Raw genomic sequence first — 19,393 nt, forward strand, 5'->3', positions numbered from 1 at the left:
CTCCCCACTTTTAATTACGCCTTCCTGATCACGTATGCCAGGCCGATATCGCAGGCGCAACGTACGATTGATGCAAAGAGCCACGATGTTGGCAGCGTCATAAGTAGAGGCATCGTCTGCCAAGGGATAAACCAATCGACCGCGTGGATTGCAAAGATTGCCAGACTGGCTTGTCCGCAAAACACGAGTCCTCGCTCAAAGGACCCCAAAACCGGCACGTCTTTCAACTTCTCCAACGCCATCGAAACCCAACAGACGCAGTAGCTACCCGCAACAGCAGCAACCGTCGCAACAACAAATCCATCCACGCGGCGGCTCGAAAGCTCAAGCCCACTCAGCGCGGCAAGGACGAGCCAAGCAACACCGGCTCCAATAAACAGCAGAGGCTTGCTCACGCTCGGCTCCAGCCCCCTTTGGCGCGCCATATAACCAATCCACATCAGCAAGACGATATAGCAGCTCAAATCCAAATCGAGCGGCAGGTAAGCACCAAAATAGCGAGACACGCTCAAACCGCAAAAGGCAATCGAGGCACAGACAACGCCCTGCCAAACAACCCCAATCCCGCCGCGATCAAACAGCCGCACAAGCGCATTAAACAGCAGGCGCGACGTAAACAGCGCCGCCAAAAACCATGCCATGCCAACGGCAGCGACACCAAGCCCAGGGACATCAACGCCCGAAGCAAACACAAGCATCTTAAACCCCGCAACCAGCGTACCGTTCGTCAAAGGAACACCGCTCATCAAGAACGTCGGCACCTGCCACGCCAGTGCAAGAACCACATACGGCACCAGCAGGCGTGACACCGAACCACTCAGCAGCTCACGCCACGGCTTCGGCCTAAACGTATACCCGGCAAGAATAAAGAACAACGGCATGTGAAACGAGAAGATCGCGTGTCGCAAGGGAGAGGGATTTGGAACGGTGTGCCCCACAATGACCAGAATAATTGCGATCCCCTTTGCAATATCAATCCAGTCGAGCCTTTTGCTTCCCATTGCGAACCCTTCAAAACCGCAGCACACAAGATGAAAAAAGCCCAGACCACCTAGCGGTCCGGGCTTAATAAACGATGGTGCTCCATGGCGGATTCGAACCGTCGACCTTGGGATTAGAAGTCCCCTGCTCTATCCAACTGAGCTAATGGAGCAAATAACCGCACGCCCAAACAAGCACAAGCCTGTCAGGCGCAAGTAATTATAACCTAGTTGAACTGCTCGCGGTACGCCTTGCAGACCTCATCGACCGGACCGTCCATGCGAAGGTCACCCTTCTCAATCCAAACGGCACGCTGGCAGATGCGCTCAACCTGCTCCATAGAGTGCGAAACGAACAGAACCGTCACGTCACCGCTCTGGATAAAGTGCTGGATGCGGGCCTCGCACTTCTGCTGGAAGAACACATCACCGACGGACAGCGTCTCGTCAACGATTAGAATATCGGGCTCGGTAATCGTCGCGATTGCAAAGGCGATACGCGCCACCATGCCCGAGGAGAAGTTCTTAAGCGGCATATCGACAAAGTTCTGCAGCTCAGCGAACTCGATAATGCCGTCAAAGTTGGCGTCGATGAACTCCTTGGTATAGCCGAGCAGGGCACCGTTCAGATAGATGTTCTCGCGGGCAGTCAGCTCGGGGTCAAAGCCGGCACCAAGCTCAATCAGCGGCGCGATGTTACCGTGCACCTTAACACTGCCCTCGCTAGGCTCAAGCACGCCAGCGATAATCTTGAGCATCGTAGACTTGCCGGAGCCATTGGTGCCGACCAGACCCACGACCTCGCCACGATGAATATCGAACGAGATGTGCTTAAGCGCCCTAAACTCCTCAAAGAACAGCTCGTGCTTGGCAAGCTTGATGAAGTACTCCTTGAGGTTGGTCAGCGACTCGGACGCCATGTTAAAGATCATGGTGACGTCGTCGACCTCGACAGCCAGAGGCTGCTCGCTGTAATCAACAACAGATTCAGTCATCACAGCACTCCTTAGATGTAGAGGATGAACTTGCGCTCGGACTTATGGAACACGGTGTAGCCAATAACAAGCGCAAGGACCGCCCAAGCGACGCACATACCAAACGTCAAAAGCGAGGGCGTAGTCTGGAACAGGAAGATATCACGCATAAACTGCAGGTAGTTGTACATGGGGTTCGCATACACCAAGATCCGAACGATATGCGGCATCTGAGCAACAAAGTCGGTCGTCCAGAAAATAGGCGTGATATAGGTCCAAGCCGTGATGACAACACTCCACAGATGCATAACGTCGCGGAAAAAGACCGTGAGGGCCGAGAGCATCATGCCCAAGCCCATGCAGAAGCACATAAGCAGCAGCAGGCAGACCGGCAGCAGAATCAGGTGCCAAGAAGGCATAACATGGAACCACAGCATGACGATGGCAACGGCGACCAGCGAGAAGGCAAAGTTAACCAGCGAGAAGAGCACCTTCTGTACTGGGAAGACCCAACGGTGCACCTTAACCTTCTTGAGCAGCGGGGCAGCACCCACGATCGACGTCAGGGCCTGGTTCGTAGACTCGGACATGACGGCAAAGGTAACGTTACCCACGATCAAGTACAGCGGGTACATCTCGGGCGTAATCGAGCCATTGCGGCCCTGGGCAAAAATCGTCGAGAACACGATGGCCATGACGATCATCATCAGAAGCGGGTTGAGCACCGACCATGCGACGCCCAGAACGCTACGACGATACTTGATCTTAAAATCCTTGGTAACCAGCTGACGAAGGATAAACGCGTCCTTCTCAAATTCGTTCTTAGCAAACGTCGCAGGCAGACTGCGAGCTTCTTGTTGCTTTGTCTGATCCGACACGGATGCAACTCCTTTACTCGTAATCGTTGACAAACGAACAGTATAGACCCGACGGCCATGCAAACGATTCGCGCAACAAAACTGGAGAACTAACCCACATCTTAGGATGACAAGCCCAAACGGCTATACTTTCAAGGATTGATTGTATAAGGAGCATTGAGTGAATTCTAAATCCATCGCCGTCATCATCCCTTGCTACAACGAAGCGCTCACGATTGGTAAGGTCATCGACGACTTTCACCGCGAGCTTCCGCAAGCGACGGTCTATGTCTATGACAACAACTCGTCGGACGATACCTCACGCATCGCCACCGAGCACGGCGCCACGGTCCGCTTTGAACCCCGTCAGGGAAAGGGCAACGTGTGCCGCCAGATGTTTCGCGACATCGACGCCGATTGCTACCTGATGGTCGACGGAGACGACACCTACCCCGCCGAGGCGGCCAAAGCCCTCTGCGAGCCCATCCTTAACGGCACGGCCGATATGACCGTAGGCGACCGCCTTTCCAACGGCACCTACGCCGAGGAGAACAAGCGCGCATTCCACGGCTTTGGCAACAATCTGGTCCGCGCCATGATCAAGTGGATCTATGGTTACAGCTTCGATGACGTCATGACCGGCTACCGCGCCATGAGCCGCCCGTTCGTTAAAACCTTCCCTGTGCTTTCCGAGGGCTTCCAAATCGAAACCGAGCTCTCGATCCACGCCGTCGACCACCGTTGGCGCATCAAAGATGTGCCCATCGAGTACCGCGACCGTCCGGAAGGCTCCGAGTCCAAGCTCAATACCGTGAGCGACGGCATTAAAGTCGTCGCGATGATCGGCACGCTGTTCAAGGACTACCGCCCGCTGAAGTTCTTCAGCCTCGTCGCGCTTCTGTTTGCGGTAATCGGCCTTGCCCTGGGCATGCCCATCGTTGTCGAGTATTTCCAGACCGGTCTGGTCCCGCGCTTCCCCACCGCCATACTCGCCGCGTCGTTTATGTTCCTGTGCGGTCTGAGCCTTGCGACCGGATTCATCCTGGATTCCGTGGCAAAGGTCGAAAAAAAGCAGTGGGAGGTCAACGTGTACAGCAAGTACGCCTACGACGACCAGCCCTGCCACCCTACTTCCAAGCCAAGCGAGAGGTAAACCACCATGCCGCTCATCTCCATCGTCGTGCCGTGCTACAACGAGCAGGAATCACTTCCAATCTTTCTCAAAGAGCTCGATGGCGTCGTTCGCATCATGACCCAGCAAAACCCCGGCATCTCCTTTGAAGCCGTCCTCATCGACGATGGCTCGGCGGACAAAACGCTCACTGTCATGAAGGCGGAGGCCGAGGCGGCGCACCCATACGCCATCCGCTGGCACTCTTTCTCGCGCAACTTTGGCAAGGAGGCGGCACTACTCGCCGGACTCCAGCACGCAAAGGGCGACTATGTTGCCACCATGGACGCTGACATGCAGGACCCGCCCTCGCTCTTGCCGCAAATGTACGAGATTCTGCAAACCGAAGACTACGACAACGTCGCCACACGCAGGACCACCCGCAAAGGCGAGCCTCCCATCAGGTCGTTCTGTGCCCGTATGTTCTACAAGATCATCAACCGCATTTCCAAGGCCGACATCGTTGACGGAGCACGCGATTTTAGGCTTATGAAGCGACCTATGGTCAACGCCATCATCTCCATGGGCGAATACAACCGATTCTCCAAGGGCATTTACGGCTGGGTCGGCTTCAAGACCAAATGGCTCCCCTACGTAAACGTCAACCGCGTGGCCGGCGAGACCAAATGGAACTTTTGGTCGCTGCTCCTCTATTCCATCGACGGCATCGTCGCGTTTTCCACGGCGCCGCTCTCCCTCGCTGCCCTCACGGGTATCGTCTTCTGCCTCATCGCTATTCTGGGATTCGTCGTCATCCTAGTAAAGACGCTTGTTTGGGGCGACCCCGTCGGCGGATGGCCGTCGCTCGCCTGCCTCATAACGCTGTTTGGCGGCATGCAGCTCCTGTGCCTGGGAATCATTGGCGAGTACCTGGCAAAAGCCTACTTGGAGGCCAAGCGCCGCCCCATCTATATCATCCGAGAGTCCAACGAGGAATCTGATGACACGGCCCAATAACAGCACGCTCAAGAATGTGGCGTTCTACGCCGCCTGCTTCACGTTTTCCGTCGCACTCTTTGTCGCACTTGCAGCGGCAGGGCATGTCTACCCCTTTGGCGACAACTCGTTTCTCACCAACGATCTCAAATACCAATACATCGACTTCTTCGCGTGGTTTCGCCGCGTCCTTTTAGGAGAGGCAAACCTTCGCTATTCCTTCTCGCAAGGACTCGGCATGAACACATGGGGGCTCTATAGCTACTACCTCGCCAGCCCCTTCAACCTGCTCTGCGCGCTGTTTCCCGCAGACAAGCTGACGCTCTTCATATTTGCCATAACCGCGCTCAAACTGGGCTGCATCCACATCAGCAGCGCTTGGTATGTGCAAAAGCGCTTTGACCTGTCCAAGCCCGCCGCATTCCTGCTTTCCCTCTCGTTCACGTTTTGCAGCTGGACCATCAGCAACCTGCGCAACCCTCTCTGGATCGATTGCCTCATCCTGCTGCCCATCTGCGCCTACGGATGCCACGAGCTCATCCGCAAGCGGCGCATGATCCGCCTCGTCATCGCAACCGCGCTCAATGTCATGTTCTGCTGGTATACGGCCTACATCAGCATCCTGTTCCTCTGCATCTTCGTATTGATCGAATTTGTCGATTATGTTGCAGAAAAAGGATTTAGCTGGAAGCTCATGCTCGATCGGGCCCTGCGATTCGCCGGGGCCATCGCGCTTGGACTGCTTCTGTCCGCCTGGACCTTTTTGCCGACCATCCTTGCCATGTCCAAGGGCGGTCCCGTTCTAGCACTCGGCCCCCTACTTAAAACCAGCCTCAAGTCGGTCATCAGGGGCTTTCTTCCCTGCATGTGGGTAAGCAACGAAAGCACACCGCAGTTCTATTGCGGCATCATCATGATGCTGCTTGCGGTGAGCCTGCTGGTTAACCGCACGGTTTCAATCAAGACGCGCATCGCAACACTCGTCGTCACGATAATCCTGGTTGCAAGCTCCGTTTTGAGCCCGCTCGAGTACATCTGGTGCGGCATGCGCGTTCCCAACGGCTTCTACTCGCGCACGGCTTTTTTGCTGAGCTTCTTTGCGCTGTGGGCTGCGGGCTATACCCTGCAGATCCTCAAGGATCAACCTAAATTGCGCCAAGCCTATCGCCCCGCCGTCATCTTGCCACTCCTGGCACTAACCGCCATTGAGTTGTTTGCCAACGCCCATGTCATTTGGAATCAGCTGTACGTAGGCTATTCCGAAGAAGCCAACAGCACCTATGTCGCCACCGCAACCGACACGATCACGGCCATTCAAGACCAGACTTCGGCGTCGTTCTATCGCATTGACCGCACGACCGCACGCGTCGACAGCGCCTCCCTCAACGAAGGCCTGTCGCTTGGGTACAACCAGTTGTCTTCGTATTCGTCTGCCAACAACCCGCAGGCCATCGCACTGCTCAACTCCCTTGGATACAGCAGCGTCGGCGAATTCTCGACCCGTTATGCCGAACCCATTCTCGCCGTCGATGCCCTACTGGGAGTCAAGTATGCCATTCCCGAGAACGCGCCTGCGGGATACGTTTTAGCCAAGATGAATCAGGCCGACTCCACAAGCGCAGTGTACGAGAACCCCTATGCGCTCAGCATTGGCGTCGCAGCCTCAAGCGATATCCAAAACAGCACGCTGAAGAGCGAGAACCCCTTCGAAAAGCAAAACGAACTCTACAGCAAAATCCTAGGCCGCGAGGTCAATCTCTATACCAAGATCGAGGCCACGAGCACTGAGAATAGCGATAGCATAAAGCAATGGAGCGTTACTGTACCGGCAAGCTCCATCGGATACCTCTACATTAACAAAGATGCGACCGCCGGCAGTTATTGGCCAGTCACCCTTACCATCGACCAGCGAACGATCACAAACGAGGCCTGGAGATTCGACAATAATATCCGCCAGATTGCGGATGCATCGGACGCCCCGAGCCAGCATACGGTGTCAATCGGAGTCGCAGAGGGCTATACAGACATGCCCCAAGACAATGAGCCGGTCTTTTACGCCCTCAATCTGGACGTTTTCGAGCAGATTATTAGCGAGCTTAAGACGAGCGAGTTTATTCCGACGGTTTTTGAGGACGGAAGAATCGAAGGCGAGTATACCGCCAAGGACGACGGCAACCTGCTGCTGAGCGTTCCGTACGATGAGGGCTGGAACGTAACGGTAAACGGAACCGCCGCAGAACTAACGCCCGCCGCCGATAAGGGCTTGTCATCCCTGAACATGCAGAAAGGCGCGAATAGAATCGTGATGACCTACAAGACTCCGGGCGCCCTTGCGGGGCTTGCAGTGAGTCTGGCGACCTCCGCCCTTGTTGCAGCGGGGCTATTCACCAGGCATAAGAAAAGCCGCCGTTAACAAGCGGCGGCTTTTACTCTCGAAAAGTTAATAGCGGCTAGAGCGTCTTGATGTACTCCCCCAGCTCTTCCTCCCAGTCGGGCATGTGGAACCCGACCGACTCGAGCTTGGACAGGTCGAGCGCGGAGTGGACCGGACGCGGGGCGACGGGGCCTTCGGCGCTCGCGTAGTAGTCGGCGGTCGATACCGGCACGACCTTCTCCCCGTTGCCGTTGGCGGCCTCGAAGACGGCGCGGGCGATATCGGCCCAGCTCTTCACGGTGCCGGAGCCGGTGCAGTCGTAGGTGCCGTAGGGGGCCTTCGCGTCCAGCACGTGGAAGATCGCCTCGGCCATGTCGCGCGTGAAGGTCAGGCGTCCCAGCTGGTCGTCCACGACGGTGACCTTGTCCAGCTTGTCCTCGGGGTCGGCGACGCGGTCGGAGAGGCCCTTCATGGTCTTGACGAAGTTGTGCCCCTCGCCGATGACCCAGCTGGAGCGCATGATGTAGTGGCGCGGGCACCCGGCCACGGCGATGTCGCCGGCGGCCTTGGTCTGGCCGTAGACAGACAGCGGGGAGAACGGCTCGTCCTCGGTGTGGACCTCCGCGGCGCCGTCGAAGACGTAGTCGGAGGACACGTGGACCAGGGTTATCCCGTGCTCGGCGCAGGTGCGGGCGAGCAGCGCCGGCCCCGTCGCGTTGGCCTTCCAGGCTATGGCGCGGCCCTCGGGGGTCTCGGCCTTATCGACAGCCGTGTATGCGCCGCAGTTGATCACAGTGCCGTAGAGCGACCAGTCGTACTGCGAATAGGCCTCCGGGTCGGACATGTCGAAGGTGTCGATGTCGCAGAAGTCGAAGTCCTTCGCCACGCCGCGCTCCTCGGCGAGCGCGCGCACCGCATGGCCCAGCTGGCCGTCGCAGCCGGTTACGAGGGTGCGCTTCGGCGCCATGGGGACGACGTCCCTGAGGTACGGGTGGTTGAGGTCGGCCTCGGAGACGGTGGCCTGGTCCAGCGGGATCGGCCACTCGATGGCGAGTTCCGGGTCGGCGAGGTTCACGAAGGTGTAGGTCTTCTTCAATTCAAGGGACCAATGGGCATCCACCAGGTAGGTGTAGGCGGTGCCGTCCTCGAGCGCCTGGAAGGAGTTGCCCACGCCGCGCGGGACGTAGATGGCCTTGCTCGGGTCCAGGGTGCAGGTGAACACCTTGCCGTAGGTGGCGCTGCCCTCGCGCAGGTCGACCCAGGCGCCGAAGACCGAGCCGCGGGCGACCGAGATGAACTTGTCCCAGGGCTCCGCGTGGATGCCGCGGGTGACGCCGCGGCTGTCGTTGTAGGAGACGTTGTTCTGGACGACGCGGAGGTCCGGGATGCCGAGTTCGGTCATCTTGGCGCGCTGCCAGTTCTCCTTGAACCAGCCGCGCGAGTCGCCGTGGACGGCGAGGTCGACGACCTTGAGGCCCTCTATGCCGGTCTCGGCGACGGCAAGTTCCTTCTCGAATGAGATGTCAGCCATGTGGTTAATTCCAATCGTGTTGCGGGCGCCCCTCGCGGTGCCGCAGGATCATCCCCATGCCCTGCGGCACCGCGAGGGGCGCTCGAAAAGGTAAACGTCCGGGAATCCGGGCCTACTGCCCCTGCGCCCTGTAGCGGGCCTCGGTGGCCTCCTTGGCCGGGCGCCACCAGGACTCGTTCTCCACGTACCAGTCGATGGTCTGCTTGAGGCCCTCGGCGAAGTCGGTGTGCGCCGGCCTCCAGCCGAGCTCGCGCTGGAGCTTGGTGGAGTCGATGGCGTAGCGGCGGTCGTGGCCGGGGCGGTCGGCGACCCAGTCGAAGTCCTCGGGGTCGCGTCCCATCGCCTCCAGGATCATGCGCAGGACCGTGATGTTGTTCTTCTCGCCGTCGGCGCCGATGAGGTAGGTCTCCCCCATCTCGCCCTTCGTGAGGATGTCCCAGACGGCGCTGGAGTGGTCCTCCGTGTGGATCCAGTCGCGGACGTTCTCGCCCTTCCCGTAGAGCTTGGGGCGCACGCCGTCGATTATGTTGGTGATCTGACGCGGGATGAACTTCTCCACGTGCTGGTAGGGGCCGTAGTTGTTGGAGCAGTTGGAGATCGTGGTGCGAAGCCCGTAGGTGCGGGCCCAGGCGCGCACGAGCATGTCGGAGGAAGCCTTGGTGCTCGAGTACGGCGAGGACGGGTGGTACGGCGTCTCCTCGGTGAACTTCGCCGGGTCGTCGAGCGCGAGGTCGCCGTAGACCTCGTCGGTGGAGACGTGGTGGTAGCGGATGCCGTACTTCCTCACGGCCTCCAGCAGGCGGAAGGTGCCCTCCACGTTGGTGCGCAGGAACGGCTCGGGGTCGGCGATGGAGTTGTCGTTGTGGGACTCCGCGGCGTAGTGCACGATGGCGTCGTGGCCTGGGACGATGCGGTCCAAAAGCTCGGCGTCGCAGATGTCGCCCACGACGAGCTCCACGCGGTCCGCGGGCAGCCCGGCGATGTTCTCGGGGTTGCCGGCGTAGGTCAGCTTGTCCAGGACGGTGACGTGTACCTCGGGGTGGTTCTTCACCACGTAGTGCACGAAGTTGCTGCCGATGAAGCCGCAGCCGCCCGTGACGATGATGTTCTTAGGTTCAAAAATCTCAGACATGAAAATCCAATCTGAAGCAAGTACAGCTTCTTTAGTATGCCGCAGGAAGTGACGCCGCGACACTATTCAACAAAACTATCGGACATTTCGGCATGCGATAAGAGCCATAACCTTCGCAGAATTACTTCCCCCACAAAAAGCTTCCGGAATGCTGTCTTTGTCATACCGGAAGACCGAATTCCCAGTTTTATCGCGTAAGTACTTATAGAAGAAGTCCTCCCAGCTTTTAAACTTCTCACTGTCTGCAAACGCTTCCGGCTCTTGCAAAACCGCTTTGGCATCTAACCCTGAAATTACGCCGGAGCTCAGCAGAAGCCACTCAAACGACTCGGGAAGACAAACCGTAACAGCATCGCGGTGAATGTCTTGCAGCTTAAGGACACGGTCCGCATAGCACCCAAATGCCGCTCCGTCCGCAACAACAAACACGCGATCGTCGAGATGCTGATCCAACCAGCCCAAAATCGCGCTGTTCGTCATGGCAGAAGCACAGGAAAGCTCACTGTCAGCGAAATGCCGTTCAAAGAACTGGAAACCAGACTTACTGTCCTCGCATAGAAGGATAGAAAAGTCCTGTTTTGGCGCCGACCGGGAAATAGCATAACGATGATTCCCACGATCTTGATAAACAGGGACGAAAGAATGGTATTTTCCGCTCGTCTTAATCTTGTAAATCTCATCCACGCTATACGGAAGATTAGGGAAATCAGCCCTTGAGATCAGCACGAAATAATTCGAGGAATACAGCACATGATGGGCAAACTCATCAGAATGAATCTCTTTTAAGCCCTCATCGACAAATACAATCGAGTCATGAACGGACGAAAGCTGGTTTCGCCAATCATAATCGGTCAGGGCGACACAGGGACAATCGCATTGCAAGGAAACACCCGACTGCTCACCCGTTCGCATGTAGTCTGCGACCATATCAAACAGTGTCGTCTTGCCCGTGCCGCTATCGCCACGCACAATAGTGATGTTTCGCTTGATGGTAAATGTGTACTTGGTTCCCCTGCGGCGGGAAATCTTAACAAGATGCGAACCGTTCATAAGCAGCACCTACAGATACGGAATTGACTCGTGAATCAATTCGGCCATGTTGTGAACGATTCGGCCGCTATTCACGACTTTAATTTTAAAATCCTCGCGACCAAAGTCCATCACATGATAGAGATTCACAACGAGCTTGCGGTCTTTCGCCATGTCAAGAATCCACTTGACACAGTTGTCACCACAGGTAGAGGCGTTAAAAATATGCTTACGATCAAATCTCATAAGCAGCAGCGTTTTCACGCCACCAGAAAGCTGGAGTGGGGAGATGGATCCAAGCACAGGGCTTTCGATGACGTTTTCGGAGACAACATCCGATCGATCGACATCTTTAATTATCGAAACTGCATAGGGATCCGTAATCCAAGAAGACCGGTAAGAGTTTTTGAAATATGTCGCTGTGTTGTAAATCGCTTCTGGCATATCGCCAAAGTAGACGCTTAACACATCCACCCCCAATCATTTTGGCTATATGGTCACCGTAATCATAACGAAAGGGGCCACCAAATAACGGTGGCCCCTAAAAGAAAGCAAGAAGGCGCTAATACTCGCGCGGGCTGTTGACGATCTCGCCGGCGGCGACCTTCTTCAAGTGCTGACCGTAGACCGACTTGCCGTAGGCCTTCGCGGCCTCCTCCAGCTCGGCGGTCGTGATCCAGCCGTTCTCCCAGGCGATCTCCTCGGGGACGGACACGGGCAGGTCCTGCGAGTGCTCCACGGCGCGGACGAACTCCGCGGCCTCGTGCAGGCTCTCCATGGTGCCGGTGTCCAGCCACGCGTAGCCGCGTCCGAGGGTCACCACGGACAGCGTCCCCTCCTCCAGGTACATCTGGTTGAGCGTGGTGATCTCCAGCTCGCCGCGCGCGGACGGCTCCACCCTGTGCGCCTTGGCGGCGACGTCGCCCGGGTAGAAGTACAGGCCGGTGACGGCGTAGGAGCTCTTGGGCTCGGCGGGCTTCTCCTCGATGGAGACGGCCCTGCCCTCGCGGTCGAACTCGACGACGCCGAAGCGCTCGGGGTCGTCCACGTGGTAGCCGAAGACCGTGGCGCGGCCCGACTCGGCGTTCTGCACGGCGCGCGTCAGGTGGCGCGACAGGCCGTTGCCGTAGAAGATGTTGTCGCCGAGCACCAGCGCGCACGGCTCGCCGGCGATGAAGTCCTCGCCGATGGTGAAGGCCTGCGCCAGGCCGTCGGGGCTCGGCTGCTCGGCGTAGGAGAGGTTCACGCCGTAGCGAGAGCCGTCCCCGAGCAGGCGCTCGAAGTTGGGGAGGTCCGTCGGCGTGGAGATGACCAGGATGTCCCGGATGCCCGCCAGCATGAGGGTGCTGAGCGGGTAGTAGATCATGGGCTTGTCGTAGACCGGCAGCAGCTGCTTGGAGGTCACGAGCGTGAGCGGGTACAGGCGCGTGCCGGACCCGCCGGCGAGGATGATGCCTTTCATATCAAAAACTCCTTCTAAGGAAAAAACAAAAGTGGAGAAGGCTAAAGTAATTCTATATTAATTTGACTGCCATTAATCCTTTCGGAAGAGGATCAACACATGCCAACGGCTCTGCTTACCAACCTGAACATCAACTCCCGTACTGGCTCAGAGCTTCACACTCTTGAGTTCGCCAAACAACTGCAAAATAGAGGCTACGTTGTCACCTGCTTTTGCTTATGCGCCGCTTACCCTTTACTTAAAGAATTTGAAAAAGAAGGCATCGAAGTATTGACCCTAGGAGACGAGACCAAACTCGAGAATCAGTATGATTTATTTATTGCACAACACCGAGTAGTAAGTGAATACATATATTCACTTCAAAGAATTACGTTCTCATCCATTTTTTCAGTACTCGGGCTCTCAGATGAACATGAAGGCTTGCCCTTTTTCACAAATCTGTCAGACGGAATCATCGCCGTCAGCCATGAAGTTAAAGGTCATATAGAAAACAGTGCTCAGGCGCATAATATTCAGCCCCCCGTTCACGTCTTTCCAAACTACTGCACGAAATCTTTTTACGATTATAACTACCAGGGAAATAATGAACTGAAAAGCATCTGCTGCATATCTAATCATCCCGCTCCAGAATGCCTCGAAGCATTTGATTTATTAAAAAAAGACGAATAAGGGCCGATGTCTTTGGCTATCAATCTCAAAGTATCAAAGTGACGCCGGAATTACTTTCTCAATATGATGCTGTAGCTTCCATCGGAAGAACCGCACAGGAATGTATGCCCATGGGAATACCCTTCTATTGCTATGACCACTTCGGGGGACCTGGCTATATCACTCCTAATAACATCGAACATAATGCCCTTTTCAATTTTTCTGGACGACCAGAGAAACGAAAGAGCTCAGCGCAACAACTCTAAAATGATTTAGTCAATAGCTATGCAGAAGCCCAAAGGATGCAAAGCCAGATAAAGGATTTATGCATAAACAGATTCCAACTAGAAAATCTATTCGAACAAGTCATGAGCTTTATAAATGTTAATAAAGACAAAAAGCCACACGTGCAGAATGAAATTTCTGATGAAGCAAAAGAACTCTACAGGCTTAAGGCGATGAATTATTCAACAAGCTACGAAAACGCTTGCATTGGCCAAGGCGAGCTCTTTTATGACAAAGAATCTGAATCCAACCCACAAGCCCAGCAGTGCAATAGCTATCGGTTTAAATATAGGTACTCAACTGAAGTCGAAATAGACCTCCCAGAGCAAATGAGAAGCGGGCTTATTATCATTAGATTCGATCCCGATAATAAGCCGTGCAAGTGCACTATTAGCAATTGCAAGCCCATTTCGAATAACTGTTTTTCCTCAAATACAGCGCAAGAGACGTTTTTGACATTCGATCCGCAGTATCACTTATCAGGGGCAAAAAGTATCCACTTCATAGCAAATAAACTGGACCTTTTGGATGTTATAAGCATCTGCAATCAAATCAATAAAAGGCAGACCAGTATATTCGGAAAACTATTTCATAAGTAAAGCTCTGGCGACTTATTGTGTCGCCAGAGCTTTACTTCAATCTACATAGTGCTCATCGGACCGTGGTACGGGTCACCATTGACATAGTACTCCGCCCAAGCAGTGCGCAATTTACCCTGCTCGCGCATAAATCGAATTTTCTTCTCACCGGTCTCATAGCCGCGACTAAAGGATTCATAATGATACAGAAGCGCATCTGCATCGAAAACAACTAACTTATCGAGTGAACGTACCCTCAGGCAGAAATCAACGTCATTAAACGCGACTTCGAAGTCTTCATTAAACCCATTAAGCTCTTCAAATACAGAGCGCTTTGTCATCATGCAGGCAGCAGTAACGGCGCTTAAGTCTTGTGAAATAACAGCGCGGCGCATGTAACCTGGATCATCCCGGTCAAGGTTGTTGAATACGTGAACGGGCCCACCCATTTCACCTTCATTTTTACAGCAAATCATCATTACGCCCGCATGTTGTACCGTATCATCCGGATATAGCAATTTTGCACCGACGGCCCCAACGTCCTCACGCTGACAGAAAGACAGCATTGAAGAAAGCCAGCAGCCCTCAATAACCTCAGTGTCATTATTCAAGAACAGCAGGTATTTGCCGGATGTCAGTCCAACGCCATAATTATTGATAGCGGAGTAATTAAACGGACCATCCCATGTTGCAATGCGAACGTTCTCATATTGCTCGGGAACGGTGCGGTAATACTCAAATGTCGCGTCCTCCGTACTGTTATTCTCAACAACCAGAATCTCGAAGTTGCGGTAATCAGTTTTTTCCTCAATAGAGTCAATGCAGCGGCGTAAGACCTCAACGCTATCTTTATTGGGGATAACGATACTGACCAAGGGTTCTTCATTAAGAGCGTAGGCAATGTGATAGAAACAGGCAGAATCAGTTAACTCCGCAGTACCGTTCAGACCGCAACGATCCAAATGCTCTTGCAGTGCCCTTCTGCCAGCATCGTCGGCATAGTTCTTATTTCCCGCGCTCTTCGCAGTTGACGTATCGCTAATTCTCCAATGATAGAGAACCTCGGGGACATGATAGATATTCTGAGTTCTCTCTACTAAACGCAACAGAAAATCATAGTCTTGAGCTCCATCGAACTTTTTCCGTAGCATGAGTTCTTTAGCGAACGAAGCACGAACGCAAAGCAGATGAGTTATGTAGTTATGAACGCGAAGCAAATCCAGATTGAAATCAGACTTGAAATGAGGGGCCACATACTCACCGTCCTCATTTAAGAAGTCCTCATCGCAATACAGTGCATCAGTATCAGGACAGTCCTGAATTCGCTCTGCGTATCTATAAAGAGCAAATGGATCGAGTGTATCGTCGTGATCGAAAAACACGACATAATCGCCCTTTGCTTCAGCAATGCCAAAGTTAGTGTTCCCCGAAATACCCTTATTCGAATCTAGAGTAACGACCTTAATGCGCTCATCTTTCAATTGATCCAAAGCTGAACACAGCTCAACACAATCAGGTGTTGAGTTAATCAAAATAAGCTCCCAATTTAGATAAATCTGATTGAGAACGGAATCAATCATCTCATGAAGAAACTTAAGAGGGGTCTTATACAGTGGCACAACGATACTGAATTTCAGCGAACAACTCGTATCAAAGTCACACGAATCAAGCATTGCCAAATAGTCATGCCGCTTTGCACAAAATTCAGAATACAAACCCGGCGAAGACGCCTTATAAAAGTGTGGAGAACAGACATCTGAATAAAACTCAACAGATGCAGGATCAAAGCACAGAAAACCGGTCTGGACGGACTTTGATTCAACATTAGCGACTAGGCAATAGCTCTTCGGACCGACCGACAAACGAAGGCTAAAAGAGGTCTCTTTCCTCTTAAGCCCACCCATATCAATGGTATTGGTTCTTCCAAAATCCGGTTTATACGCTAACGCCCTGCCATCTGAATCAATAACGTCGAGTCGAGCTAAAATCTCACTATGGGGATAACAAATAACTCCTTTGCATATTAACTCAGAGCCATCTGCTGATTTCAAGAGAATAGTGGGTCTCACATGAATTTGATTTGAATATACCTGACGATCTGAGTCGCGAATTAAATAAGACAACGATGACTTAAATCGATAATTGAATCGTGAAATCCACTTAATTTCATCCCATCCGAAGTTCTTACTAAATAACCGATTCAATTTTTGATTACTAGAAAACACAGATAGATTGAAATCTTCACCCTCAAGCAAAGGAATTGCGATTACAAGCAATGAGTCAATTAAGTGACTTGAATACGGGATCAAATTACCAGACTTAGAAACCACATCGACAGCATAAGAGGCAGGAAGTTCACCATCAAGAGCGAAATATACAGTTCCGCAGCCGCGGACAGCAGCCACTAGCTTCATTACAATCACCTACACATTAGCCACGCCGAAAAGGCGTAGCGACAACCACACAAACAATAAACAGACCTAAGAGACTTAAGAAGATACCTAACATTAAACCATACGGTATGTATACAAATTCAACGTGATGCTCGCCCTTGGAGACAGCGGTAGAAATAAACCCGTAATTTACTGTTATACACTCCGCCTCTGAACCGTCAACAAATGCACGCCAACCAGGGCTGGAGAGCACCGGCACCATCACGAGCCCATCGTTGTCTGAAGAAACGGATACATCGTAACGTCCTTCATCAACCTCAGTGACATTGACTGACGACACCTTGGAATCATGATCGTTGTTTAAGGTTCGGTCGAGCTTGGCATAGCTATCGTCATCAACTATGGCCTCGCCGCTATTCAGACAATCCCATAAGGAATTATGATTTTCATTGATGCAGTCATTTTCCTTTCTCACATTAGAATAAAACGTTCCAAACGAGTAATGACGATTTTTGTAAATGTATATATGATCAATTACTTCAACCAAATCAAGCCAGTCATAGCTTAATTCATCACCAGATAAAACGTACTTGACTCCAAATAAACCAGCTGCATCCCCTTCGTTTTGATCAAAAAAGAATGCGGAATAAACATGTGAAGGGGTCCCATCAGTATTGCCCTGCCAAAAAGCATCCAGTAGAGAAATCTCCTCTTTTGGCCGGGTGGAATTATAGGAAGTAACTCCATCATAATTTTGGATTAAGCCATCTTGAAAGACTGACCATTCAGAAAATGTCTTGTCCATCCTGTAAACACTTGAATCATTATCCATAACGTAATTAAGAGCATTTGCCGAGATTCCAGACTCGACGAGTTGATAAGTAGGAAATGAGTCCTTTTTCAAGTGCGTGCGACAAGTGACGGAAACATAAGCATCAGCCATAGAAAGCGAGACGGCAGATATTGACAAGATGAAGACAAATCGAACAAGGGACTTTACCGATAGCAACAAACATGCAATAAGCGCAATACAGACAAGCATCAAAAATAACGAAAGCGCCTTTGCGTCGCCCTCGTTGCCAATACAACATAGAACGCTAATTACCAAGCTAATTAAAAAAGCAACGAGAATACTCGGTTTTGAATAAAAGTGAGCACTCTGGAGCTGATCAAACACAACTGCTATCACCAAGCAGCAGCAAACCGGAATGAAAAAGGATGACCGATACTTGACCTCAGAAAATACATTTAAAAATGCAGGGAAAAAAGTATTAATCAGATATAGGCAGGGCAACACAAGGGCAATGCCGAGAACGATGTTGCGCGTTCTAGATCTTTTGGAAGAGAGCAGCCAAACGAGATATAGAAATATAAATGAATAAATAACGCCAGAGCATCCAATCTGAGGAAGCTCATAGTAATTCGAAGAACCAAAGTCTGAAGACCAGGTTCCAGCATAATTATTACCCATTACTCGAAGTAAAAATAAACGCAAGTCTCCCAATCCAACATTGGAAGAGAGTGCGGTCAGCACCTTTGACTGAAGAGACGGTCCGCCAGATATTCGGCTGGAATCGAACAGCAACAAATATGCGACGGGAACTGAAACGACTGCTGAAACGAGCAATCCCCCTACAACTGGCAATATAAAATCGGAAAACGATTTGAAGCCCTTTGACCAGCTTTCATTCAGATAGACCCCTCGCAATAATGCATAAATTGCACAGGGCACCAATGTCATAAACGAAATATATACACTGAGAAGGGTGACGAGCGCCACGCCAGCCGAAAGAAGCAATCGTCCAAGACGAGATCGATTATCGAAATACAGTTCGATGCCAACCAGAATTAAAAGAACAAAGAGGCATGCATTACCAAGAAAATAGTGATTTCCCCAAAGAACTAGGTATCCATTAATCGAATACACAAGAGACGATACAATTTTAGCTGGCTCCTTAAAGCCATAAAAACTAAGGAAGATATAGAAACCTATCGAGGCAATATAAACCTTAGCAATCTGGATAGAAATCAGCGCATATGGTAAAAACCAATCGCCCAAATATACACACGATGGAATTAGTATCAAATTAAAAGGGTCGAAGTATAGAGACTGGTAAACAAGTCTACTGCATCCAAGTCCGTAATTCTGGTTCCATACAGATACGTTCCCTCTTTGAAAATCATGAATCAAATCTAGATACAACGGGATGTACTGCTGGGTGGTATCGCTCCCAATGTCGTTGAATGCATAGACGATATCGCCAAAAATGAACTTGCGGTAAACAAACAGCACAACAAGCGTTGTGCATAGGAATAGCAATGCCCAATAAAACCGATTGGTTTTATCCCTACACTTGGAGATAAGCCCCATTTTCATCACAAGCTCTGCGAAGAACCATAACCCGGCAAACATCATTAAAAATAGGAGCAGCAGCTTCATATACTAGACCTCAACAACGTTAGCAATCTGATTAAATACTCTGCGTTGCGATATGGGCGATACGCTGCCCATACCCTTCGCCGGGTACTGCCCAGCGACCATTTAAATCCTCGACGCATGGCGCAACGCCGCGCTCTACTTTTTCAAAACGGGGGTCGATGCAAAGATTATTTAATGGCTCTTTCGAAGCGTAAGCCTTTAAATGTTGAACCTGTGCGCGGAGACCAGATCGCACATCCCCAAATGACGCACCACCCGCGGTGGCATTCACGGCGCCGATTCCACCGAAGTTGCATTGTTCCGCTTTTACGCTACCACCAAACTGAAGCCAGCCAGTTTCGTGCATTGCTTGGGCAAACAGGATTTCCGCCTTAACACCTTCAGCATTCGCTTCCTCTAATACTATCTGGCAAAAGTCATTAATAGTTGCTGCACCCTTCGAGGCATAAATAGTCGGATAAGTATGTCCAGTAGAGTTGTACAAAGAAACCATGCTCGAAACCGAAGCTGCAGACTTACCCATAATCGGCGTGCCCAAAGTTGTGCACGGCACCAGGTCGGCGTCGGAGAAGGGCGACCAGGACGATCCGTTCCACGCCTGGA

The 19,393-nt window shown here is 52.3% G+C and carries 15 protein-coding genes and 1 tRNA gene; 4 read left to right on the top strand and 12 right to left on the bottom strand.

The genetic code is table 11. From position 1 onward, the window contains the following. Window positions 1-14: 14 nt before the first annotated feature. The 4 genes from DXB53_RS03100 to DXB53_RS03115 form a co-directional block, all read right to left on the bottom strand. Window positions 15-1,001, bottom strand: a complete 987-nt coding sequence (locus DXB53_RS03100) for an acyltransferase family protein (protein WP_117583262.1) — start codon at window positions 999-1,001, stop codon at window positions 15-17. A 75-nt stretch (window positions 1,002-1,076) separates the two neighbouring features. Further along, window positions 1,077-1,153: transfer RNA gene (locus tag DXB53_RS03105), tRNA-Arg, on the bottom strand. Window positions 1,154-1,207: 54 nt separating this feature from the next. After that, complete coding sequence (locus DXB53_RS03110; protein ID WP_006236046.1) at window positions 1,208-1,975, bottom strand: ABC transporter ATP-binding protein; 768 nt, start codon at window positions 1,973-1,975, stop codon at window positions 1,208-1,210. 11 nt (window positions 1,976-1,986) lie between these two features. Beyond that, complete coding sequence (locus DXB53_RS03115) at window positions 1,987-2,832, bottom strand: ABC transporter permease (RefSeq protein WP_233503787.1); 846 nt, start codon at window positions 2,830-2,832, stop codon at window positions 1,987-1,989. A 160-nt stretch (window positions 2,833-2,992) separates the two neighbouring features. Here DXB53_RS03115 and DXB53_RS03120 point away from each other — a divergent pair, with 160 nt between their 5' ends. The 3 genes from DXB53_RS03120 to DXB53_RS03130 are packed head-to-tail and all read left to right on the top strand — an operon-like array spanning window position 2,993 to window position 7,331. After that, window positions 2,993-3,964: a glycosyltransferase family 2 protein gene (locus tag DXB53_RS03120; protein WP_117583263.1), complete on the top strand. Its 972-nt coding sequence runs from the start codon at window positions 2,993-2,995 to the stop codon at window positions 3,962-3,964. Window positions 3,965-3,970: 6 nt separating this feature from the next. Continuing rightward, window positions 3,971-4,939, top strand: coding sequence for a glycosyltransferase family 2 protein (locus DXB53_RS03125; RefSeq protein WP_117583264.1), 969 nt, complete (start codon window positions 3,971-3,973; stop codon window positions 4,937-4,939). Continuing rightward, entirely contained in the window at window positions 4,923-7,331 is a 2,409-nt protein-coding gene (locus DXB53_RS03130) for a YfhO family protein (protein WP_117583265.1), read from the top strand. The genes DXB53_RS03125 and DXB53_RS03130 overlap by 17 nt, the downstream gene beginning before the upstream one ends. Window positions 7,332-7,368: 37 nt before the next feature. On the opposite strand, the gene DXB53_RS03135 is transcribed toward DXB53_RS03130, so the two are convergent. The 5 genes from DXB53_RS03135 to rfbA all read right to left on the bottom strand — a co-directional run bounded on the left by DXB53_RS03135 (window position 7,369) and on the right by rfbA (window position 12,446). Beyond that, window positions 7,369-8,823: a sugar nucleotide-binding protein gene (locus DXB53_RS03135; RefSeq protein WP_117583266.1), complete on the bottom strand. Its 1,455-nt coding sequence runs from the start codon at window positions 8,821-8,823 to the stop codon at window positions 7,369-7,371. A 112-nt stretch (window positions 8,824-8,935) separates the two neighbouring features. Next, window positions 8,936-9,955, bottom strand: coding sequence for a dTDP-glucose 4,6-dehydratase (rfbB, locus tag DXB53_RS03140; protein WP_117583267.1), 1,020 nt, complete (start codon window positions 9,953-9,955; stop codon window positions 8,936-8,938). Window positions 9,956-10,030: 75 nt separating this feature from the next. Next, on the bottom strand, window positions 10,031-11,005 hold the full coding sequence (locus tag DXB53_RS03145) for a hypothetical protein (protein ID WP_117583268.1): 975 nt from the start codon (window positions 11,003-11,005) through the stop codon (window positions 10,031-10,033). A gap of 9 nt (window positions 11,006-11,014) precedes the next feature. Then, window positions 11,015-11,452: a DUF4869 domain-containing protein gene (locus DXB53_RS03150; protein ID WP_117583286.1), complete on the bottom strand. Its 438-nt coding sequence runs from the start codon at window positions 11,450-11,452 to the stop codon at window positions 11,015-11,017. Window positions 11,453-11,546: 94 nt separating this feature from the next. After that, window positions 11,547-12,446 (bottom strand): glucose-1-phosphate thymidylyltransferase RfbA, encoded by a 900-nt coding sequence (rfbA, locus tag DXB53_RS03155; RefSeq protein ID WP_117583269.1) that lies wholly within the window; start codon window positions 12,444-12,446, stop codon window positions 11,547-11,549. A 99-nt stretch (window positions 12,447-12,545) separates the two neighbouring features. Between rfbA and DXB53_RS09870 the strand changes: the two genes are divergently transcribed. Further along, window positions 12,546-13,115, top strand: a complete 570-nt coding sequence (locus tag DXB53_RS09870; protein ID WP_147330893.1) for a glycosyltransferase — start codon at window positions 12,546-12,548, stop codon at window positions 13,113-13,115. Between the two features lie 904 nt (window positions 13,116-14,019). On the opposite strand, the gene DXB53_RS03165 is transcribed toward DXB53_RS09870, so the two are convergent. The 3 genes from DXB53_RS03165 to DXB53_RS03175 all read right to left on the bottom strand — a co-directional run. Continuing rightward, window positions 14,020-16,371: a glycosyltransferase family 2 protein gene (locus tag DXB53_RS03165; protein WP_117583271.1), complete on the bottom strand. Its 2,352-nt coding sequence runs from the start codon at window positions 16,369-16,371 to the stop codon at window positions 14,020-14,022. Between the two features lie 16 nt (window positions 16,372-16,387). Then, window positions 16,388-18,790, bottom strand: a complete 2,403-nt coding sequence (locus tag DXB53_RS03170; protein ID WP_117583272.1) for a YfhO family protein — start codon at window positions 18,788-18,790, stop codon at window positions 16,388-16,390. 31 nt (window positions 18,791-18,821) lie between these two features. Continuing rightward, a partial coding sequence (locus DXB53_RS03175; RefSeq protein WP_233503788.1) for a glucosaminidase domain-containing protein occupies window positions 18,822-19,393 on the bottom strand: 572 nt, incomplete at its 5' end.

It is taken from the genome of Collinsella sp. OM04-5 (assembly GCF_003439125.1).
In the GTDB taxonomy this organism is placed as follows: Bacteria; Actinomycetota; Coriobacteriia; order Coriobacteriales; family Coriobacteriaceae; genus Collinsella.